General features: G+C 41.8%; 16 protein-coding genes, 2 tRNA genes, 6 pseudogenes and 1 riboswitch. Of the genes and pseudogenes, 7 read left to right on the plus strand and 17 right to left on the minus strand.

The window, feature by feature from the left end:
- Nucleotides 1-170: 170 nt before the first annotated feature.
- Nucleotides 171-244: transfer RNA gene (locus MOF34_RS06440), tRNA-Gly, on the minus strand.
- Nucleotides 245-258: 14 nt separating this feature from the next.
- A tRNA-Arg gene (locus tag MOF34_RS06445) sits at nucleotides 259-335 on the minus strand.
- A 331-nt stretch (nucleotides 336-666) separates the two neighbouring features.
- On the opposite strand from MOF34_RS06445, the gene MOF34_RS06450 reads away from it, so the two are divergent.
- The gene (locus tag MOF34_RS06450; RefSeq protein ID WP_268399247.1) at nucleotides 667-1,521 is read left to right on the plus strand and encodes a manganese catalase family protein; all 855 of its coding nucleotides are present in this window, start codon (nucleotides 667-669) and stop codon (nucleotides 1,519-1,521) included.
- Nucleotides 1,522-1,694: 173 nt separating this feature from the next.
- On the opposite strand, the pseudogene MOF34_RS06455 reads toward MOF34_RS06450, so the two are convergent.
- From MOF34_RS06455 to MOF34_RS06490, 8 genes and pseudogenes are all read right to left on the minus strand, one after another.
- Nucleotides 1,695-2,536, minus strand: a pseudogene (locus MOF34_RS06455) (glycosyl hydrolase).
- 143 nt (nucleotides 2,537-2,679) lie between these two features.
- Entirely contained in the window at nucleotides 2,680-3,627 is a 948-nt protein-coding gene (manA, locus tag MOF34_RS06460; RefSeq protein ID WP_268399250.1) for a mannose-6-phosphate isomerase, class I, read from the minus strand.
- On the minus strand, nucleotides 3,624-4,523 hold the full coding sequence (locus tag MOF34_RS06465; protein ID WP_268399252.1) for an ROK family protein: 900 nt from the start codon (nucleotides 4,521-4,523) through the stop codon (nucleotides 3,624-3,626). Before MOF34_RS06465 ends, manA begins: the two co-directional genes overlap by 4 nt.
- 28 nt (nucleotides 4,524-4,551) lie before the next feature.
- Nucleotides 4,552-5,265: a transcriptional regulator GmuR gene (gene gmuR, locus MOF34_RS06470; protein ID WP_019713466.1), complete on the minus strand. Its 714-nt coding sequence runs from the start codon at nucleotides 5,263-5,265 to the stop codon at nucleotides 4,552-4,554.
- A 139-nt stretch (nucleotides 5,266-5,404) separates the two neighbouring features.
- A complete protein-coding gene (locus MOF34_RS06475; RefSeq protein ID WP_268399254.1) occupies nucleotides 5,405-6,802 on the minus strand; it encodes a glycoside hydrolase family 1 protein in 1,398 nt (465 codons plus the stop codon).
- A 17-nt stretch (nucleotides 6,803-6,819) separates the two neighbouring features.
- A pseudogene (gene celB / locus MOF34_RS06480) lies at nucleotides 6,820-8,148 on the minus strand (PTS cellobiose transporter subunit IIC).
- A gap of 19 nt (nucleotides 8,149-8,167) precedes the next feature.
- Nucleotides 8,168-8,489: pseudogene (locus tag MOF34_RS06485) on the minus strand (PTS lactose/cellobiose transporter subunit IIA).
- Nucleotides 8,489-8,800, minus strand: coding sequence for a PTS sugar transporter subunit IIB (locus tag MOF34_RS06490; RefSeq protein WP_019713462.1), 312 nt, complete (start codon nucleotides 8,798-8,800; stop codon nucleotides 8,489-8,491). The pseudogene MOF34_RS06485 and the gene MOF34_RS06490 overlap by 1 nt, the downstream one beginning before the upstream one ends.
- Nucleotides 8,801-8,976: 176 nt before the next feature.
- A riboswitch (purine riboswitch) is annotated at nucleotides 8,977-9,076 on the plus strand.
- A 54-nt stretch (nucleotides 9,077-9,130) separates the two neighbouring features.
- On the opposite strand from MOF34_RS06490, the gene pbuE reads away from it, so the two are divergent.
- On the plus strand, nucleotides 9,131-10,297 hold the full coding sequence (pbuE, locus tag MOF34_RS06495) for a purine transporter PbuE (RefSeq protein WP_268399257.1): 1,167 nt from the start codon (nucleotides 9,131-9,133) through the stop codon (nucleotides 10,295-10,297).
- 172 nt (nucleotides 10,298-10,469) lie between these two features.
- Here the strand turns inward: pbuE and MOF34_RS06500 are convergent, their stop codons facing one another.
- Nucleotides 10,470-11,084, minus strand: a complete 615-nt coding sequence (locus MOF34_RS06500) for a YdhK family protein (RefSeq protein WP_268399375.1) — start codon at nucleotides 11,082-11,084, stop codon at nucleotides 10,470-10,472.
- A 136-nt stretch (nucleotides 11,085-11,220) separates the two neighbouring features.
- A pseudogene (locus MOF34_RS06505) lies at nucleotides 11,221-12,009 on the minus strand (hypothetical protein).
- A gap of 245 nt (nucleotides 12,010-12,254) precedes the next feature.
- Here MOF34_RS06505 and MOF34_RS06510 point away from each other — a divergent pair.
- Together MOF34_RS06510 and MOF34_RS06515 are read left to right on the plus strand one after the other, a co-directional pair.
- Nucleotides 12,255-12,732: pseudogene (locus MOF34_RS06510) on the plus strand (GNAT family N-acetyltransferase).
- An 18-nt stretch (nucleotides 12,733-12,750) separates the two neighbouring features.
- On the plus strand, nucleotides 12,751-13,236 hold the full coding sequence (locus tag MOF34_RS06515; RefSeq protein ID WP_268399259.1) for a DUF4944 domain-containing protein: 486 nt from the start codon (nucleotides 12,751-12,753) through the stop codon (nucleotides 13,234-13,236).
- Nucleotides 13,237-14,086: 850 nt separating this feature from the next.
- Here the strand turns inward: MOF34_RS06515 and MOF34_RS06520 are convergent.
- Together MOF34_RS06520 and MOF34_RS06525 are read right to left on the minus strand one after the other, a co-directional pair.
- Complete coding sequence (locus MOF34_RS06520) at nucleotides 14,087-14,704, minus strand: hypothetical protein (protein WP_268399260.1); 618 nt, start codon at nucleotides 14,702-14,704, stop codon at nucleotides 14,087-14,089.
- A gap of 297 nt (nucleotides 14,705-15,001) precedes the next feature.
- Nucleotides 15,002-15,106 (minus strand): annotated as a pseudogene (locus MOF34_RS06525) (thermonuclease family protein); the annotation flags it as partial.
- Nucleotides 15,107-15,456: 350 nt separating this feature from the next.
- Between MOF34_RS06525 and phoB the strand changes: the two are divergent.
- Both phoB and MOF34_RS06535 read left to right on the plus strand, forming a co-directional pair.
- Nucleotides 15,457-16,845, plus strand: coding sequence for an alkaline phosphatase PhoB (gene phoB, locus MOF34_RS06530; RefSeq protein WP_268399262.1), 1,389 nt, complete (start codon nucleotides 15,457-15,459; stop codon nucleotides 16,843-16,845).
- Nucleotides 16,846-16,910: 65 nt separating this feature from the next.
- Nucleotides 16,911-17,621: a membrane lipoprotein lipid attachment site-containing protein gene (locus tag MOF34_RS06535; RefSeq protein ID WP_268399265.1), complete on the plus strand. Its 711-nt coding sequence runs from the start codon at nucleotides 16,911-16,913 to the stop codon at nucleotides 17,619-17,621.
- A 37-nt stretch (nucleotides 17,622-17,658) separates the two neighbouring features.
- Here MOF34_RS06535 and MOF34_RS06540 read toward each other — a convergent pair whose 3' ends face one another.
- The 3 genes from MOF34_RS06540 to MOF34_RS06550 form a co-directional block, all read right to left on the minus strand.
- Entirely contained in the window at nucleotides 17,659-18,846 is a 1,188-nt protein-coding gene (locus MOF34_RS06540; protein ID WP_268399267.1) for a glycosyltransferase, read from the minus strand.
- A 159-nt stretch (nucleotides 18,847-19,005) separates the two neighbouring features.
- Entirely contained in the window at nucleotides 19,006-20,268 is a 1,263-nt protein-coding gene (locus MOF34_RS06545; protein ID WP_019713453.1) for a glycoside hydrolase family 18 protein, read from the minus strand.
- A gap of 123 nt (nucleotides 20,269-20,391) precedes the next feature.
- Nucleotides 20,392-21,066, minus strand: a complete 675-nt coding sequence (locus MOF34_RS06550; RefSeq protein WP_268399268.1) for a GntR family transcriptional regulator — start codon at nucleotides 21,064-21,066, stop codon at nucleotides 20,392-20,394.
- Nucleotides 21,067-21,305: 239 nt separating this feature from the next.
- Between MOF34_RS06550 and MOF34_RS06555 the strand changes: the two genes are divergently transcribed.
- Nucleotides 21,306-22,043 carry a sulfite exporter TauE/SafE family protein gene (locus tag MOF34_RS06555; RefSeq protein WP_268399270.1) on the plus strand — a complete coding sequence of 246 codons (738 nt, stop codon included), beginning with the start codon at nucleotides 21,306-21,308 and terminating at the stop codon, nucleotides 22,041-22,043.
- Nucleotides 22,044-22,076: the final 33 nt, after the last annotated feature.

A 22,076-nucleotide genomic window follows, 5' to 3' on the forward strand; every position in this document is an offset into this window, starting at 1 on the left:
TAAAATGGATCACAGGTTAAGTCCACCGCATCCTGCGGTGACACCTGTGTGACCTGCGTCGTGCAGGCCTTAGTTTGACTGACTACGCACATCGCTGTGCGATTTTATAAAAAATGAATTAACAGGTACGTTTTGTCTTGTTTAGTTTTCAAAGATCATTCAATAAACAATGGAGCGGGTGATGAGAATCGAACTCACGACATCAGCTTGGAAGGCTGAGGTTTTACCACTAAACTACACCCGCGTGGTATTTTATAATGGCGCGCCCGAGAGGAGTCGAACCCCTAACCTTTTGATCCGTAGTCAAACGCTCTATCCAATTGAGCTACGGGCGCTTATCAAGCGACTTAACTATCATACTATCATTTGATGTTGAAGTCAAGAAGTTTTTTAAAAATGTTTTTTCGAAGATCGAATCTTTTTCAACTCGACTTTTCTTATTATACACATTTTTAAAAACTTGTAAACACCTTGAGAAATTTTTTTGTTTTCGTTTTGTTTCGTGCTGTTCATCAGCGACGTTTAATAATATACCATGTGCAATTTCTGCGGTCAACACTTTTTCTATATTTTTTTATCGGATTCTTTTACGGGCTTAGTGATGCGTATATTTTATCTATTTTTACAAAGTATATAAGAAAACAATTACTAGAAATGAGGTGTGTTATGTATTACTACAAAGAAGAGCTGATCAATATCATTAAACCGGACAAGCCAGACCCGTCAGCTGCTAAGGTCCTCCAGGAAATATTAGGCGGCCATTACGGAGAAATGCGTACGATGATGCAGTTTTTTTTCCAAAGCTCCAATTTCAGAGGAAAACAGAAACAGTACCGTGATCTGCTCCGTGGCATTTTTTTAGAGGAGATCGCACACGTTGAACTGGTTCAAAACACAATTAATGCTTTATTAGATGAATCAGGAGGTGCAGGTGTCGGCAGTCAAGGTGCAGATCAGGCACCACTTGATGAAGCCGTTAAACATGCTAATCCTCATCATTACATTATTGGGGCGCAGAGTTCCCTTCCAGTTGATGCAGGGGGCAATCCGTGGAATGGGTCATGGGTATATAACCATGGAAACTTAATTACCGACCTGTTGGATAACTTGCTTCTTGAGTCAACAGGCGTGCTGCAGAAAACAAGGATTTATGAAATGAGTTCTAATCAGACGTTTCGGGAGACTCTTGCTTTTCTGATTGTGCGTGACAATGCTCACCAAAATGCGTTTGCGAAAGCGCTCGAGACATTGGGTGTTGAGTGGGCGAAGCTCTTACCTGTGCCGAATTACGACATTAATAAATATCCTGAGTGCAGAAAGTATGTTGAATTAGGCTACCACAATGCACAGTTTAATTTCAGATTGGATGAAACAAGAATCGGCGAAATCTTTCAAGGAACATCTCCGAGCAGAAATGGCGGAGAGTTACAAGTAATAGAGCCTCCGGCAGGGTTCCCTGTACCAGTGCTTCCGGAAATTGCAAATGAACACAGTCCTGGGTTAGGCGATATGAATGCCTAGCCTAATCCATGTATGAAGGTGCTCAAGAAATGTCTTGAGCACCTTCAGCTTTGGATTCATTCGACGATAGGCGTTAAAGAATCACCATTCCATATCTCACCCTTATTGAGTGCCCAGCTGTCGTTATATAAACCTGAAGCACCCTTGTTTGCAGCTGGGCTCCATTCATCATTTCAAGCCAGAAAGTAAATGGTGTTCGGATACTTTTGTTTTATTGCATTGATCAACAGGCTGTAATTGAAGCTGCCGTTTGCATTTTGCGGGCCGACTTCTGTAAAGGCAAATGGTTTGTTAAGCGCTATTAGCTGATCGTAGCCGTTAACCGAGTACGCATCTTGGAAATATGCATCTAATCCGACAATATCCACGTAAGACGCCCCCGTGTAAAAATTGGTTTTAAAATCTCGGTTGGCGTCGGGAGAGTAAACCCAAAGCAAATGATCAAGTCCTCTTGTGTCGGTCATATAATGATAGGTTTTCTTGTAGAGCTGTTTATATAGAGAGATTCTTTCATTATCCTTTTGGTTATATGATGTAAGTCCCCACCAAAACCATTCACCGTTCATTTCATGCAGCGGCCTGAACAGAACAGGCATACCTTGATTCTCCAATTCTTGAAGTCCGTCAGCAATTTTGCTGAGCATGGCATTCAGCCGCTTCCCTTCCGCTGTTGATGAATCTAGTATGTTTTTATTCTGATCGTTTGTGATCGGTGTTTTAAAATGCCCTGACTGAAAAGCCGATTCGCCAGGTGCAAACTGATTTGCGGGATTCCTCCGCTTTTCCAATACGAAAGTAAATCGCTGTTGCAGCTTACATCAATCGAATCTTCAATATTAGCTGTTTCAAGCCATCCTCTTGCATAATCACAGCCGTAAATAGCAGGTGATTGTCCTGCAGCGCTTCGGATTCTATCAGCCTCAGCCATAGAAAATGTGTCATGACTGTACCCTCCGAACGCTCCGGAAAGGACGTTGTTTTCCGTTCGATTCGGCAAGTGAGCAAGCCAATTCATCACTGCTTTTGTTGTCTGCTGTGCATGAGGATTTACAGGCGACACAGTGTGCGCTTCAATTGGTTTTGCTAAAATAAAAGACGCAAGTAAAAAGAAAATGAGCAAAGAGTATGTTTCTTAAACAAATGTCATTCCCCCATTCATTAAGGATGAGATATCATCAACTCACATGTTCCTTCTATTGAAAATTCGCCAAAATGCGCAGGCAAAATAAAGTGTGAGCCTGCATTGCACTCATACTGAATACCATGTTTTACGATTCGTCCTGATCCGCACAGAACGCTCCCCAGCAAATAGGTTTGATGAGAAGGAAAAACAGCTCGCCCGCTAATCTTCCATTTGTACACTGAGAAATAATCCGATTGTACATAAGCAGTGATCACCGCGTTATCAACTTCTTTCACTTCCGGTGCATACACTTGATCGATATGCGGTATTGTTATGACATCCATAGCTTTTTCTATATGAAGAGATCTTTTTTGGCCCTGGTCATTACAACGGTCATAATCGTAAACGCGATACGTTGTATCAGAGTTTTGCTGGATTTCAAGGACAAGGGTGCCCTCACACAAGGCATGGAGCGTACCGCTTGACACATAAAAGAAATCTCCGGGTTTGATTTTGATTCGCCTCAGCAGCCCTTTCAAATCGCCGCTTACCATTCGCCGTTTAAAATCTTCCTTTGTGCTTGCGTGATGGCCCAAAATCAGTTCGGCGTCATCCTTGCAATCAATTATATACCAGCACTCCGTTTTTCCGAGATCGCCGTTTTCGTGAAGTGTCGCATAATCATCATCAGGATGTACCTGCACGGAGAGATCCATATTGGCGTCCAGCAGCTTTACCAGCAGCGGAAACACCTTTTCATCTGGAAAATCGAAAACTTCCGGGTGATCCTGCCATACTTGATCAAGTGTCTTTCCTGCCAGCGGGCCATTTTTAACAGCCGACGAGCCATGGGCATGTGCAGAAACGGCCCAGCACTCACCTGTTCTTTCTGAGGGTAGCGCATAGCCGAAGGCATCTCGAAGTTTTGTTCCCCCCCATATTCTTTCTTTAAAGACAGGCTCCAAAAATAAAGGGTGTTTCATGACCGCACCTCCCCGGATGCTGATTCTGCTTGTAAGGCTTGATGCGCTAAGACAAGCGTGCCGATGATTCCGGCGTTGCTGCCTAAACGTGGAGGTACAATATAACCGCCTATATTATCTGATAATTCAGAAAAATTTAAGTAGTTGTTCATGATTTTCGGTATATACTGATAAATATAAGAAAATATTTGTTTCTGTTGCATGACGCCGCCGCCAAGAATAATTTTTTTGGGTGACAGGATCAAAATATACTGAGCCAACGCTTGGGCAATATAGTATCCTTGCAGTTCCCAGACTTGATTCATATCTGATACATCAGCAGCTTTTTTTCCCCAGCGTGCTTCTATAGCGGGACCGGAAGCTAAGCCTTCAAAGCAGTCCTTATGATACGGGCACTTCCCTTGGTATATGTCATCCGGGTGCCGCCGGATATAAATATGGCCCATCTCTGGGTGTGACAGCCCCTGAAGGAGCTTGCCCTCTACAATTGCACCCGCACCTATCCCAGTGCCAATTGTGATATACAGGCAGCTGTTGAGATCCCTCGCTTCACCGAAAAGGAATTCACCCAGCGCCGCAGCATTGACATCCGTACTAAAACCGACTGGGATTTTCATTTCATTCTTAACGGTTTGCAAAAAGGGATAGTGTCCCCAGCCCGCTTTCGGCGTCGCCGTAATGGTTCCGTATGTTTTACTGGTTTTATCGTTATTAACGGGACCAAAGGAGCCGATGCCGATTGCCTGTAAAGAAAATTGGCGAAAATACCGAATCACTTTCTCTATCGTTTCATCCGGCGTCGTTGTGGGGAACTCTATCCGGTCAATGATCGTTCCATCTTGTTTACCGACAGCACAAACAAACTTTGTGCCGCCTGCTTCAATACCGCCAAGCATGCAGATGGCCTCCTTGTTGTCTCCGCAATCAGCGCCGTATGTTTACAGAAGTAACAACAAATTTGTCATGCCGATGACGTGAAAAGGAATACTCAAAAGGAATGCCGTTGTCTAAGAAGCCGACATGTTCAACTTCAAGAATTGGATCATCCTGTTTGCAGCCCAGATGCTGCTGGTCAATATGATCAGATTTGCAGGCTCTGATTTTCCGATGCGTTCCGGCGATTTTGAGCTGCAGCACGTTGGTAATATGATTGTAGATCGAATCATGAAGGACATCATCATTAATGCCCGGTATTAAATGAGTCGGCATATATGTTTTTTCCAATACATAGGGTTCATCTTCTACAATGCGCAGCCTTACGACATAATAAACCGGTGTTTTCTGATCAATAGACAAATGGGCGGCCACTTCCTCAGTAGGAAATTGCACTTCAAACTGAATGACCTTACTTTTGATTTTTTTATCTTTCAGCAAGTTGGTCAATCCCAAAATCTCATTGCTGACTACATGGACATGGTCATCCTGTATTGCTGATTGAATAATAAATGTGCCATGGCCCCGTTTTCTAAACAACAGACCCTCGGCAACCAAATTATCCAAGGCTCTCTTCATTGTCATGCGGCTTGAGTTAAATTCTTTTGCAAGAGATACTTCATCAGGGATCGGCTGATCGATCGGATAGACGTTATTTTTGATTCTATTTCTCATTTCATTTGCGATGATTTCGTATTTGTTCATTGGTATCCTCCGGCAGCTGTTAGAGTTTGATATCACATAAGCTATTACGGATATCATAAGTTCTTTTCCCTGTTTCATCAATGTTGTGGCTTTGCTGTGAACTCTAATTTTCATGATGGTTGCCGGAAAATCTGTAAATCTAGAAACCGTTTTGCTCAGCAATCTTTTTAAACCATTTTCCGCTCTTTTTGACGGTCCTTTCTCCGTCTTTATCGAGATTGACTGATACAAACCCGTATCTGTTTTTATAGGCATTAGTCCAAGACCAGTTGTCCATGAATGTCCATAAGTGATAGCCTTTTACATTTGATCCTTCCAGGATGGCACGGTGAATCCATTTGAGGTGCTCTTTAATAAATTCAATCCGGTAATCATCTTGAATAATGCCTTGATCATCCCTGAAGCGTTCCTCGCCTTCAACTCCCATCCCGTTTTCTGAAATAAAACACTCAATGTTCCCGTAATTTTCTTTTAAATTGATCAAAATATCATAAACGCCTTTTTCGTAAATCTCCCAGCCGCGATGAGGATTCATTTTGCGGCCCGGCAAGATGTAAGGACCAAAATACCTGTCCGGCAAAAAAGGAGCGTCGGGATTCGGAAGATGTTCTTTTGCCTTTACACGTCTCGGCTGATAATAATTCACACCTAACAGATCAACTGTATTGTGTTTGATGGCCTCAAGATCTTCTTTCTTATAGTCGGGCACAAAGCCTTCTCTCTTCAAAATCTCAACCAGCTCTTTAGGGAATTCTCCTTTAACAGAAGGGTCTAAAAAGGACCTGTTAAAAAACGCGTCTGCTATTTCCCCTGCTTTTACATCCGCAGGATGGCTGCTTCTTGGGTATGAAGGGGTTAAATTTAAGATGATGCCTATTTTTCCGTCCTGCTTCATCTCCCTGTATGCCTGAATGGCACGGGCACTTGATAGCATTGTATGAAATCCGACCTGGACGGCCTCTTTAAAATCGACCTTGTTTGGATAATGAAAATCATATAAATATCCGCCTTCTACGGGGACGATCGGTTCATTATGCGTAAACCATTTTTTCACCCGATCGCCAAACAAACGGAAGCTTGTTTTCGCATAATTTTCATAAGCGTCAACCGTTTCCCTATTTACCCAGCCGCCGTTTTTTTGAAGTTCCATCGGCATATCAAAATGAAACAAATTGACAAAAGGTTCTATTCCGTTCGCGATCAACTCATCAATGACACTACTATAAAAATCCGCTGCTTTGGCATTGATCTCGCCTACTCCGTCCGGTATTAAACGCGACCAGGAAATCGACATCCGGAACGAATTGTGGCCAAGCTCCTTCATCATCCTGATATCTTCTTTATAGTTGTCGTAAAATTGAGATGTAGCTGCGGGTCCGACATGATCAAAAAAACGATGCGGTTCTTTTTCAAACCAATAATCCCAAATATTCTGCCCTTTTCCGTCTCTATCGGCGGCACCCTCCGTTTGTGTTGCTGAGGCGGATGACCCCCACCAAAAATCTTTCGGAAAACGATATTGTTCTGTTTGTGCCAAGTCTCTCTCCCCTTATGTCACATTTTGATATTGTTATCATTTTGCTGAGCAGCTGACTCTTGGACAGCCTGTTCTTTTTCTTTTACCAGATTTAATTTGTCCATTGCTTTCAGGAACGGAAACCATATCACGAAAACAATCAGCAGATTGACAAGCTGCATCACGCCCCCCATGATCGAGTTCGTCGCCATGACGCCATTAATGAATAACGGAACCGTCCACGGCACCGTCACACCAGTCGGTGGCGGAACGAGCCCCGCTGACATGGCCAGATAGGTGACGAGCGTAACAACCATCGGCGCCAAAACCCAAGGCACAATAATGATCGGGTTCATGACAATTGGAAGCCCGAAGATAATCGGTTCGTTTACGTTAAAAATACCGGGGGCGAGGCCGAGTTTCGATACTTGCTTCATCTGCCTGCTTTTCATGAATATAAGAATGGTAAACACAATCGCAAGCGTCATCCCGGTTCCTCCCATCCCTACTGTATAAATCTCCATAAACGGCTTTGAAATAATATGAGGGATTTCTTTTCCCGCTGTATAAGCAGAAAGGTTTTCTACCTGCAGTGTATTCCAAATCGGGTCCATCACGGAGTTGATAATAATCTGTCCGTGCAGGCCGAAAAACCAAAGGATTTGAATGAAAAACACGGCAATCAGCGTCGGAATGATACCGCTTCCAAGTCCGACAAGCGGCGCCTGAATCGCATGATAAATAACGTCGTGCATATTTGTTCTAAAAAGCTGTGTCACCAGAACGTTAATCAGCAAAAACACTGTCAATGTAATAAAAGCCGGAATAAGTGCGGCAAATGATTTTGCCACAGCAGGCGGAACGCCGGCAGGCATTTTGATTGTCAGGTTTTTTTAAACAATTCTTCTGTAGATTTCAGTAGATAGAAATGCCGTTATCATGCCAAGAAACATCCCTTTTGCACCGAGACGGTCGACCGGGATAACCCCTGTAACGGCATCTCCTGTTTCCGGCTGAATGATAAATGGCGTTAAGAGCAAAAAGGAAACCAAAGCGATCGCGCCGCCAAATACAGCTTCAACCTGATAGCTTTTTGACAGGTAATAGCCTATCCCGAAAACGACAAAGACAGACATAATGCCCATAGTCGCAGTGGAGGCAATGCCGAATTGAGACTGAAACGATGTAAGCATTGAGGCATTCATAAATTTGTTTAAGAACGGCAGGTTCGTTAACACCACAAAAATGGACCCGAATATCGTAAGCGGGAAAGCCAGCATGAATGCATCACGCAACACTTGCAAATAGCGGTTATTGTTTAACGTCCCTGCAATTGGAACAAGGAATTGGCTGATTTTCTCGAACAACCTTATCCACCCCGATTTTTTATAGATTTTTTGTTTTAAAGAGATCAAGCAGCTCTTTCACTAATTCCTTCATGGCTAATGTTGACATCAGGTGATCCTCCGCATGCATGAGCAGCAAGGAGAAAGCCGCCTCATCCCCGCTGGATTCTTTCTGTATCAATTGAAAGTGACGCGGATAAATCCTGCTCAGCCTTCGCAATGAGGGCATCCGCCTCCTCCTTGTTCCCTTCCTTATAGGCGCGCAGAGATTGTATGATGGAGCTTCGGGCATTGCCGCTGTACAGGATAAGCTGAAAACTGATTTGTTCGTCTTTTAAATCCGTGATGTTCATCTGTTCCATTATTGATTCCCCATTAAAGACAATGCCTGCTCATACGCTTTTTTGCCGTCCGCCATTCCGTAGGCCATCATGTCAATGACTTCAACCTGAATGTTGTATTGATTCGCCTCTTTTTGGAGTTCGCTTTTCAGAAAGCTCATTTGCGGACCGATCAAAACAGCATCCGCATTTCTCATATCTTCTTTCGCCTTATCTTGGCTGACTGCCCAAATTTCCGCTTCATCTCCGATGGATTGAGCGTATTCCTTCATTTTTGTCACCAATAAACTGGTAGACATTCCTGAACTGCACGCCAGTAATATTTTTTTCAACTGCTTTCCCCCCTTGTGATTAAAACGCTTACAACTGTTATTATAGACATTAAACATTAAATGTCTATACTTTTATTAGATAAATATAATCATATTCTTGTCCGGTTCATTGCTTTGTAAATTTTTCTATGGAAGATTCATTCATAATGTGATACACTCATCAACAGCAACGAATCAATTAAATAGCAATTATCTCTTGTATAACCTCAATAATATGGTTTGAGGGTGTCTACCAGGAACCGTAAAATCCTGATTACAAAAATTGTTTATGACATTTTTTGTAATCAGGATTTTTTTATTTGTCAAAACATTTAAGTAAAGGAGTTTGTTATGAATTTTAAAGTTTTCCTGCTTGCAGCTTCTACGATTGCAGTCGGGTTGGTTGAGTTAATTGTGGGAGGAATTCTTCCTCAGATCGCAAATGATTTAGACATTTCCATTGTCTCAGCCGGGCAGCTGATCAGTGTGTTCGCGCTGGGATATGCAGTGTCAGGGCCGCTGCTTATGGCATTGACCGCGAAGATTGAACGGAAGCGTTTATATTTAATTGCCTTATTTGTTTTCTTCCTAAGCAACCTTGTTGCCTATTTCAGCCCTAATTTTGCAACATTGATGGTATCTCGGGTATTAGCAGCAATGAGTACAGGTCTGATTGTTGTGCTCTCTTTAACGATTGCCCCGAAAATTGTGGCGCCTGAATACAGAGCCCGCGCAATCGGAATTATTTTTATGGGATTCAGCTCCGCTATTGCATTAGGCGTGCCGCTCGGAATCTTAATCAGTGACTCTTTCGGATGGCGCATTTTGTTCCTTGGCATCGGCCTGTTGGCGCTGGTCTCTATGCTGATTATTTCAATCTTCTTAGAAAAGATACCAGCGGAAAAAATGATTCCTTTCAGGGATCAGCTCAAGACGATTGGCAATCTGAAAATCGCAAGTTCACATCTCGTCACGATGTTTACATTGGCGGGGCATTATACGCTATACGCTTACTTCGCTCCGTTTTTAGAAGAGACTCTTCACCTGAGCTCTTTCTGGGTCAGCATTTGTTATTTCCTTTTCGGGATATCCGCTGTATGCGGAGGCCCATTCGGAGGAGCGCTTTCTGACCGGCTTGGTTCCTTTAAGAGCATTTTGCTGGTGACCGGTTCCTTTGCCATCATTATGTTCTTACTGCCGCTATCTACATCGTCTATGATTTTCTTTTTGCCTGTTATGGTCATTTGGGGTCTGCTAAGCTGGAGTCTCGCCCCGGCTCAGCAAAGCTATTTAATTGAAATTGCACCAGATTCGTCTGACATTCAGCAAAGCTTTAATACCTCTGCCCTCCAAGTCGGAATTGCCCTTGGCTCAGCCATTGGCGGTGTTGTTTTGGATCAGACGGGGACTGTTGTCTCAACGGCATGGTGCGGCGGATCGATTGTCATTATCGCTGTCCTGTTTGCTTTCATTTCTTTAACAAGACCTGTTCAGACAGCAAAAAAATCCTCCATGTAAAAGGAGGATTTTTTCATCTTTCAGCGTGATTGAAAACCCTTGAAGTCTAGGAAGGACGAGCGTTGGAGCGCAGCGAATGTAGAAATTCGTGAGCACCAACGCGCAGGACTGACAACGAATGCGAGGGTTTGTCGACACGCTGAAATCCTCCTTGTAAAAGGAGGATTTTTTATTACTTAGCTGAAAGCTCGCCTTCGGTCACCCATTTGTGGTTTTTCACATTTTCACCGCTCGTTGTCGATGTATAGTCAACCATGTATACGGTTGTTTTTTCGGCGGAGTCGATCTCGGCTGTTGCTCCCTTCATGCCTTTCATATGAGAAGCCTCTAAGATCACTTGATCTCCGGGGTTTAATGTTTTATCTCCGGCATCTTTAATTTCTTCTTGAATCACCCATTTGTGATGATCTACGCGCTGCCCTCCGTTTGTCGGAGTGTAAGAGACTACATACGCTGTTGTGTCATAGGCGCCTGTCACTGTAGCTTCTGCACCTTTCATGCCTTTCATATGAGATGCATTGATGACCACTTGGCTGCCTACTTTATATTTCGGATGTTTAGATTCCTGTAATCCCTCTGGTACGTCAGCCGATCCGGAATGCTCCATTTCTTCATGTGATGACGAACCTGAATGATTTTCATGATTGTTTTCATTCGTGCTACTGTTATTTCCACAAGCTGATAAAACAAAAATAAGAGATAACATCAGAATTCCCAGTGCTTTTTTAGAGACTTTCATGTTCATTCTCCTTTGCTTCATTTTTACTTTCATTTTGCCTGCAATCAAACATGCTCTTTTGAGAATACTATACCCCCGAATGGTATGTAAATACGCTGATATTCTCATAAAACGGTCCCGCAGTTTGTCCTATTCCCCTTGGTTTACATAGTCAAACATGAAAAAAACCGCTGTTACGCGGCAATTAGTGATGCATCACTTTTATACATACATCTTTTTTTGCTCTTTGATAAGCGGCCTCTCCCATTTTTCTGACGTTTTCGGAGACAGCTGAGACTTTGACCCATTCATCATGATAAAAAATGGATGGATCGATGAGGCGCATTTTTTTCTTTTGATGGAAATCGTACTGAGTGTTATCTTCTTTTACTTGGATGCGGGGATGAATATGTTGAAGCAAGTTCAGTACTTCTTTATTTTTTGCTGCGTGCAGGATGTCGAGTACTTCTTGATCCATTTTCAGCAGATCTTCTGCGGATATGACATTATGCCGCAACGCAGCTTTCAACGTTTGCGCTAAATACTCATATCCGTATACATTCACGGGATTCAAAAAGAAATCTATCACTTCCATGTAATACACTCAGACAAACCATTCGGCAGCTTCGATTCCATCCGGAAACATCCTTCCGTTTCTCATAATGAGATGATTCAAAACGGTTTGTGCTTCGTTCAGGCTAATGTGCCCATAACGGTACATGTCCCGCAGCGTGTAGTCAATCCGATCGGCATACAGCTCTGGTGTGGGCTGCTCGAGCAATGTCCATCTCGTATCGTCTGATAAAATTTCTTCGGTATCATAACCGTGTTTTTTTAGAATACCCGGGATCTCAGAGTGAATAATGACTTGTTGAAAGCTATTTTCATGATAGTCTTCCGCTTCATTTTCAAAGACAATATCGATTACATGGGAAAAAGCCGTGTGTGACACGTCGTGGAGCAGGCCGGCTCCCAAGTTTTTGATGAGGAGCATCACGCCGATAGAGTGCTCATACCGGGTCACATCCCATTTTGAATTAACTAAAAAGCTTGCTCCCCCTTGGTAGATTCCTTTTAATCTTTGCACTGGAGCGCTCTTGATAAGCTCTTCCAGCACTCCGTCTATATGGTGCTCCCGTAAATGACATGTTGATTTCCATGCCGTCACCTCAAACTATTTCCTTATTATTATTTATTGTATAAATTGAAATTACACATTTTCTAGAAAGGAGATTTAAGATGAAAATCGTCTCAAGCAGTGAGTTATCGAAACATGTAATGACCGATTTTTATGCCAAGCATTGGGGTTCACCCGAGATGGTGATTTCCAGCGGCATGTTTCGATGTGATGAATTAGATGGCTATGCCGCTTTAGATGAGGATGGCGAAATCATTGGTTGTATTACACACGCAATAAATGGAAAAGATTGTGAGATTATTTCATTAGATAGTATCATTGAAAAGAAAGGAATCGGCACAGCTTTACTGCAGCAGGTTGAAGAGACGGCTAAACATGCACATTGTCAACGAATAAAGCTTATCACAACGAATGATAATGTACATGCGATGGCGTTTTATCAAAAGAGAGGCTATCAATTCGCCGCATTGTTTCCGAATGCAGTTGAAAAAGCGAGGCGACTCAAGCCAGAGATTCCCGAGAAAGCTGAAAACGGCTTTGATTCGGGATGAAATTCTTTTTTCAAAGGTTATTGATTAAATGAATAGGAGTTTTTTTATGTCCAGTCATTATAAATACCCTCTCATTTTCATGGCATCCCTATTATTGGCTTTCTGCTTGATCTTTTTTTCCTATCAGCTGATTCATCATGTGCGAATGGAGTATCCAAATTGGCAGGGAGAAAGCAAAGATCAGGATTGGAAAGCTGTTTTCACAAAAAATGAAGATGCACCGAATGAATACAGCGGCAATCTGTATTGGATCGGTGATACAGATAAAGCAGACAGCACTTATGTGGAAGCACTAATTGTAAAAAAGGATGGTGAGGATCTGCTCAGCTCTGATACAGAAATCCCTATTCGAGATTATTCCGGCGGCACTTCTCGCGATGGAAGCGCAAAAGAGGAGTCCGTTTCTTTCTTAGAGCGGTTGGATGAACGGGAGCTTGAAGGCCATGATATTACAATTGAAGTGAAGTGGAAGCAAGGTAATCGTTATTCCGCAAGTCAGCTTACGCTAAACGAAAAAAACTTGTTTGACTAAAAGCAGGGATTGTATAGAGATCCCTGCTTTAAATGGTATAGACACCTCTTTAAGGCATCTGTATGTTTATTTCATTCGCTAATATATTAGGAGTATATGCTTTCTTTAGAATGCTATATGGTTTAATAAGTGTTTCATTGGTGATTGCTGGTATCATGCTAATTTTTAAAATAGCACAATTTGCATTTGCTTAATTAACTGAATTAACTGATTTCATATCGAAGAGTCAAAAGGTATTATAAGATGAGAAAGGGGGAGAGCACACTGGTTAGTGATATGAAAGAGATAAGCGCCTAAAAAGAGAGGTAAAGATATTGTCAAAAAAATTTCAAGCACTAGAAGGATTTATGAAGCTACCAGATAAAACCGGTGAATTGCAATTTTATGCAGAATAAACGAATGGAAAAAAACGTGGTGGCGTTTCTTTGAGAAATCCAATAGATATACTACGTGATTTAGAGGTTATTATCACTAATAAAAGCATGCATGACTTGGGTTCATCATCAGTATAGTTACTTTACTTTTGTCAGGATCCCAATTAACACACAGAGTATATCGATTTTCCTTACTTTTATTAAAAATCGCAACATGTTGTTCTCTTTGCAAAAAATAACCCCGGAGGGTCTAATTCCGGGGCCGGTAGAAACCAATCCTCAAGCACAAAGATTGACTTCAATAATACATTTTACAAAGGATTGTATAAAACAATAGCTTTTATTAATTTTTATCAGCTGTTTTTTTTCTTCTTATTATTGTTCTGAACAAGAAAACTAATCCTATCAAAACTACTAAAGTAATGATACTTCCTGGGAATCCGAAGCTTTCTAACATTTTTGAAGTCTCCTTTATTTTAGCTAGGGTTTATTGTAAAAGTACCACCAGTGTGATTAACCGTTACAGAACACCATGTTGTAGCATACGCTACAACTGCTGTGTATCTCTTTGTTCCGGTTAGAGTAGTATTTTTACCTGAAGTAGTAAGAGATCCTGAGTATACTTTGCCAATACCTCCACTTCCTACTAGTCCATATGCGTTATGGTGAACAGCTGTTTTTACTGATGTAACTTTACTAGAACCTGCAGTCGTGCTGGTTTTTAAATTTGATGCACCAAAACTTTGATTGATTAGGTTTTGAATATCATCTTTAATTGTTCCACTAACTTTTACTGTCACACCATTCGCACTTTTAGAACCAGAAATATATTTTGACATAGCTATACTAAACATTCCATCATTAACTGGTTTTGCATACATTTGAATAAAAACCTGATCTTTTTCTGAGAACGCTTCTCCTATTTCATATTCCTGATCAATTCGTTGAATATTGGATACTACTTCTTCCTGAGTTAAATTTGATAGTTCTTCTTTAAAATCATCATTGGTTGCAGCAGCAGCACTATTCGTAAAGCCAGAAGAGAAGAGAGCTAAAATTAAAGTGAATAGTGGTAGTAATAGTTTCTTTTTCAAGGTTAAACCCTCCCTTAAAGATTTAATGAGAAATACAAGAAATCCCAGTGGGTTTTATTCTAGAGGAACTTAGGTTTTCAATAAACCCTATTTATGTAAATCTTTCTAAAGTTAGGTTTACAATCTCTTTATAATTTCAATGTTCATGTAAAGATTAATTATTTAAACACTTATACTAGTGTCCTCTCAGTTAGAATATACCTTCATTTTTCGATTGGTCTTTTTCCCATTTTTTATCTTATCCAGGTGCTTTTTAAGAAAAGAATTATATAGACTATCCGGAATATATCCAAAGAGTTGGACTGTTTCCCGAGTATCGACCAATATTAAACGGATTCTTTCCTCAGTACCATTAACATCGGCAATAAATGTGTCTCCATCGATAACGCGACTAACTGTTACCTAATGGGAATTTATATAGATCATTGGCTTATTTTCACTCATTCTCCCGTTGATCTGGAATGTCAGTCTCTCTTTCTTACTTGTAAGTTGCGCATTGATCCCCTCCTCATTCCCGGTCTATTTCTGTTAAAGATGTTGAAAAAGTTTTGCTGCCTTCTCTTTTATCGTGGGTTGGGGGATAATCAACTTTTTTCAACTCACATATCATATGCAGTTAACCCTCTCCCATTTCCGTCATTGCCTCTTATTCTTGTAAATCCAATCTTTAAAATCAATTAATACTAGCTTAACAGTTTAAAAATATAATGGGGTTGTCAATGAGATTCATCTATTTTTAGGAGGTTATCCAGTTGAAAAAATTCCCGAAGAAACTACTGCCTATCGCAGTTTTATCATCTATAGCGTTCAGCAGCTTAGCCAGCGGCAGTGTGCCTGAAGCCAGCGCCCAGGAAAAGAAAAAGGGGAATCAAGACGAAATAAAGAATGTTATCGTTCTGATTGGTGATGGTATGGGTGTGTCCTATACATCTGCCCATCGCTATTTAAAAGATAATAAAAAGACAAAGTTTGTAGAGCCTACCGCTTTTGATCAATACCTTGTCGGCCAGCAAACGACTTATCCTGAAGATCCAGAACAAAACGTAACAGATTCTGCATCTGCAGCAACGGCTATGTCAGCCGGGATCAAAACATATAACAATGCGATTGCTGTGGATAACGATGGTTCAGAAGCCAAAACAGTACTTGAAGCGGCGAAAGAGAAAGGAAAATCAACAGGACTGGTGGCCACTTCAGAAATTACACATGCCACTCCGGCCTCTTTCGGTTCACATGATCACAGTCGAAAAAATATGAACTCGATTGCCGATGATTATTTTGATGAAATGGTCAACGGCAAGCACAAAATTGATGTCCTTCTAGGCGGGGGAAAAAGCAACTTTGACCGCAAGGACCGCAATTTGATCAAGGAATTCAAAAAAGCGGGATACAGCTATGTGGATAACCGCAAGGACATGCTGAAAAATAACGACAGCCAAGTTCTCGGCTTATTCGCTGACGGCGGCCTGCCTAAAAAGATTGACCGCACGAAGGATATTCCTTCATTAAAAGATATGACAAACACAGCGATTAAAAAATTAAGCAAGGATAAAGACGGATTCTTCCTCATGGTGGAAGGCAGTCAGATTGACTGGGCGGGGCATGACAATGATATCGTCGGTGCCATGAGTGAAATGGAAGACTTCGAACAAGCTTATAAGGCGGCTATTGATTTCGCCAAAAAGGACAAGCATACATTGGTTGTCGCAACGGCTGACCACTCAACCGGCGGATACTCCATCGGTGCAGACGGCATCTACAACTGGTTCAGCGAACCAATTAAAGCCGCAAAACGCACACCTGACTTTATGGCAGAAAAAATTGCTGACGGCGCGGATGTTGAAAAAACATTAAAAACGTATATTGACCAAAAGAAATTGGCTTTAACTGAATCAGAAATTCAATCTGTTAAAAAAGCCGCAACATCAAAAGAAGTGCTTGAAATCGATAATGCAATTGAGGAGATTTTCAATAAACGATCTCACACTGGATGGACGACAGGCGGACATACTGGTGAAGATGTTCCCGTCTATGCGTACGGGCCGTCTAGTGAGACATTTGCCGGCCAAATTGATAATACACAAATCGCTAAAAATGTCTTCAAGACTTTACAATACAACATTAAGATTAACGATAAGTAATAGGATACAAGGTTGCCCGTTGCTTGTATGAAGCAACGGGATCTCTTTTTAATGGAGGAATCATCATGAAAAAAATTCTTTCAATTTTTGTTATTGCCATTGTGCTTGCGGGCTGCTCATCAAACGCCAATACAGAAAAAAAGAATGCGGGCGGAGAGCCAGCGGTAAAAGCCACTCCGCAAAGCACATCATCTCAAAAAGACAGTATAGATGAGTATCAGCCTAATTCCCAAGTAACCGATGACCGGTCATTGCTGAAGGTTGGCCAAACGTTTTCTGATGACAAGGGAAAAGCTGTTTTAAAGGATATCAAGCAAGTGAATCAAACCTACAAGATTGGCGACGTGGAGTTAACAATAAAAGAAATGAAGCTGATCCATTTGCGTCCGGATTACAGCATGATTGATTATTTTCATGTGTTAACACATGATGAAGAGTTTGATTTCGTTAAGGTCTTCGTTGACATCAAGAACACATCTTCAAAGAAAGTAAATGTTGCGCCGATTGCCTTGATGAAAACAAACACAGGGAAAACGTTTGATTGGAACAAAGATATTTATCTTGAAGAGTTAAATGGCGAATTGGAAGGCGGAGCCGAAAAGTCCGGAAATCTCGGCTTTATTGTGAACGCATCAAGCGGCCATGCTCATGATGAAGATGCTGATGATAAAAAGAAAGAAAAAGAGATCAAGTGGATTGAAATCACAACAAGTGACGTTTTTGATCAAAATCATAAGAAGATTAGTGATGCTCAAAAGATCAAAATCAAGTTTTAAATGAAGAACTCCCGTACCAGATACGGGAGTTCTTTGCTCATTTGTTTTTTTGACGAATTAATTCATCAATCCTCTCCATCACTTCGTCCATATTCATAGACTCTTGAAAGCTTTGATTGATTTTTTTGATGCCTTCCTTATATTGATCGTGATGCAAAACCTCATCTACGCCCTGTTTTAATTTTTGTACATCAACTTCATCTTTAGAGATGACATAGCCTGCATGGAGTTCAGAAAGACGCTGCGCCACCATCGGCTGATCCTTGTCATGAGGCATTACAACCAGAGGCACATTGAAATGGATGCCTTCATTTACGCTGTTCATTCCGCCGTGTGTAATGAACACATCAGCATGCTCAAGCACCTCCAGTTGAGGGACATACTGGGCAATAATAAAGTTTTCCGGCGCCTGCTTTAAATTGGTCAGATCCGCTTTCTCTCCGGCAGCGATGACGACTTTTCCATTAAAGCCAGAAAATGCATCTATACAAAGGTTGAAGAATTCCTCCGTATTGTCCAGAACAGTCCCCATTGAAATATAAATAACCTTTTCATCTTTTAACTGTTCAATCGGGAAATCTGATTTTCCCGCTCTCTTTGGAAAGCTAGGGCCGATAAACAGACAATCATCCCCGAAACGATCGCTTTCAGGCTGAAAATAACGGCTTGTATACACTATATTCAATTCCCCTTTATTGTTCATGAATTGTACCAGATGTTTCGGGGCAACACCGTACGTTTCTTTCATTTTTGCCAAGAGGTCTTCGCACTCTTGATCTAATTCAATCGGCGCTCCATACTCAGGATGCAGGGGCAGAATTTTCAGTTGCTCTTCGCCAAAAAGGAAGGACGCTGATGAAGCAATCCCTGGGATATCTAAGTAATCACTTACCAATTCCCCCGCACCAAATTTATCATAATAGACAAAGTCAAACTGGATGCTTTTCGACAACTCTTTTACGATATATAGGATGTCCAAGGAGGTTTTGATATGTATTTTCAGGAAATCAAGAATACCATTTGGCGAAGCAATATTAATAGGTGTTGTTCTCAGTAAATCCTGATGAAGGTGGACATTCGCTCCTACTGCTTCCAATCTTTCTTTATACTTCTCAGTGGAGATATAATGTACATCATATCCTCTATCGGCAAAGGCTTTCGTAATGCCTAATGTAGGATTCACATGGCCTTCCGCAGGAAAATTTAAAATCAATACTGTCTTCATTTAGACAACTCCCTCTCAAATCGTATACTGGATCATTGTTGATCAGACTACTACTAATCGTAAAATGGAGACATAATCCCACGCAAGGGACAAATGATTGAACTATTCTGCTCCTCTGGACTGAATCAAAAAAACGACACCGAGCTCTGGTGCCTTTTTTTAAACCTTTCTGATCGTAAAAAATTTCCGCAGAAGCCATGGTCCTGGCGTGAAGCCCAAGGTTAACTGCCAAGCGCCTATAGCCTGCAACCTGTATTCGCGGACGATCTGCATCTTCCGGCTCATGCTCCTGACATCTTCAAACCATACTTCATGCGTTCGTCCCTGCTGATCACTGTACCGAAAAAACGGTGATTGATATTCGTCTGAATATTGTATCGGGGTTTGGTACCTCATCGCTGTCTTGATTGCGTTTTGATTTGAAATAGCTGAAGCAACTGTGCCCGGCTGGTACGGGATGATCCAGTCGTACCCGTAGAGCGGAACTCCGATAATGATTTTTCTGCTCGGCACCTGCGCAATCGCAAACTCGATGGTTCTCCTGATCTCAGTAATCGGTGCTACAGGACCTGGCTCGCTTCCAGCATGATGCCAATCATAAGCCATGATAAACATATAATTGACAACCGCACCTATTCCTCCGTAATCGTAGCCTCTCAGCCATGGGATATTATCGCTTGTTTTTGCCGGAACAGCTATCGTCAGCACATATCCTCCCGCCTGAAGACGATCTCTCAGCTGACGTAAAAACCCAGTGAAAAGATCTCGATCCGCTGCGCTCACCTGTTCAAAATCGATTGTGACACCGCCATATCCCCTTGTGGAGACTAAGTAATAAATATTGTTGACCAGATTGGTTCTTGCTGTCGGATTGTTCAAGACTTGGTGAACGAGTTCTGTACTGAAGCCTTCTGATGTAAGGTTTGTTATGGTGGCAAGCGGCGTCACTCGTCTTTGCCATGTTGTCTCAATAGCGGCCGCATCATTCAATTGGTTTGCAATGTCGCCGTTAGGTGCAATGTGGTATTCGAAAATTGAAATCGAAGACGAGTATGGTGCATAATCATTGATTAATTCCCGATCGAGGTCAGGGTTTCGGAGCACGTAAAAACTTAACGTTCCCGCAATGTAATTTGAAATAGAAGGAATTGTTATTTTTGCTCCAGCTTGTAGTGTATTTGGACTGATGCCAGGGTTTGCGGCCCGCAGTCGCTCTAAGGGAACAAACGATTTTGCCGCAATCGCGGTCAGGGTGTCTCCCGGCTGGACTGTATACACATAAAGAGGGATCAGAAGAGCCTGCCCCGGCACGATATTCGTTTCGTCTAACCCATTCACACCCCGGATTTGATCAACAGAAGCACCGTAACTTCTGCCTATGGAAAACAAAGAATCACCAGGCCGGACGATATGGATAAACATGTTTAACCCCCATTATTGTTAATAAATCCATCATAAAATGTTATTAATGGGAGCCCATTTATATGTTTGTGAATACAAAAAAAAATACCAAGGACAACTCCCCTTGGTACCGGATCACGCTGATCAATTCTCTTTTCCTTGTTCAAGCACATGCTTCAAATGCTCACAGTCATGATTGAAATGAGCCATCACATACTGTTTGGCTGCTTCTTTGTTTTTCTTTTTCACTTCTTCCAATATCTTGCGGTGCTCACTCAGTATTGTTTCTGCACGATGGTCGCCAGTATAATTAAGGATTCTGCAAAAGTGAATTAAATCATTTACATGTTCAAGCAAATTTTTTAAATGTCTGTTATGGCTGAAATCAACAAGCAGCTCATGAAATTTTTGGTTTAAATGAATGATCTCTGTATCTTCCGTGCCGTCGCGAATGGCTTTTTCTGTTATTTCAAGCTGTTTTTCAAGTATGGCCAGCTCTTCCTCATCTGCTTCGTCTATGACTAACTCGACTGCCAGCTGTTCCAGCGGAATTCTGATTCTATAAATCTCATCTACATCTTTTGCCGTTAACGATGTGATGGAAAACCCATTGCGGTCATCCGCTTTTAACAAACCGTCTTTCTCAAGCAGTCGCATGGCTTCCCTTATCGGAGAGCGGCTGACGCCAAAGCTTTTCGCCAGCTGTGTTTCGTTTATCCGTTCCCCCGGCTTAAAAGTCCCGTTGAAGATCATTTTTTTCAGCTGGTTATAAAATTGCAGGTAGTAAGGAGTCGGTTTGTGTAATTTAAAATCGTCCATATATAATACCTCTTTTGAATAGGCTTTTCTTCATCAAAATCATATAACAGATGGTAGTGGGAAGCAACAAACTGCCTTGTCAGATCTCAGAATCTGAGGTACGATAAGTTTGCTGAACGACGGTCGACGGACTACTGCCGATGAAAAACCGGCATGTTTTTCATCGGCAGCAGGGCACTATACCCCCGCCAGAATAGCGCACTATTACTTTTTTTAGATCTTCAATGGAGGAAAAAAATATGCTTATCATTTTTGTTATGTTACTTCTCGGTATTATTTTAGGCTTTATTGGTGCCGGAGGAGCTGGCTTTGTCATTGCCCTTTTAACTCTTCTATTCCATGTTCCGATTCATACGGCTTTAGGTACTTCCCTCGCCGGAATGGCTTTCACCAGTTTATCAGGTGCGTACAGCCACTATCGCGAGGGCAACATTCAACTGAAAATCGGATTGACAGTCGGATGCTTTGCTGCGGTTGGCTCATTTTTCGGTGCCAAGCTGACAGCTTTCATTCCGGCCGATTTGCTTCATTACTTGACGGCTGGGATGTTATTTTTATCTGCAATTCTCATTTTAATCAGATTGTTTCTTTTAAAAGAGAAGGCACAAGTAAATCAAAGCTCTCTTTCAACATATACGAGAGCGGTCATCTTAGGAATTGCAGCCGGCGTTCTTTCCGGCACATTCGGCATCGGTTCGGCCCCTTTTATTCAAATCGGTTTAATGATTATGCTGAACCTGTCCATCCGCCATTCTGTCGGAACGACAATGCTTGTGATCATCCCTCTCGCTGTAGGCGGAGGCATCGGATATATCACAGAAGGATTTGTCGATTATGTATTGCTGATCAAAGTTTTGGTCGGCACTATGTGCGGTGCCTATATAGGTGCGAAGTTCACCAACCTCATGCCAAAGGTGGTCTTAAAATCGGCCATTTTCTTGACTCCTGCGATTGCGGGCCTGCTGTTGTTATTCTAAATAAAAACAAAGAACCTGACGTCATGTCAGGTT

The sequence above is a fragment of the Bacillus sp. T17B1 genome, from assembly GCF_026796395.1.
In the GTDB taxonomy this organism is placed as follows: Bacteria; Bacillota; Bacilli; order Bacillales; family Bacillaceae; genus Bacillus; species Bacillus spizizenii_A.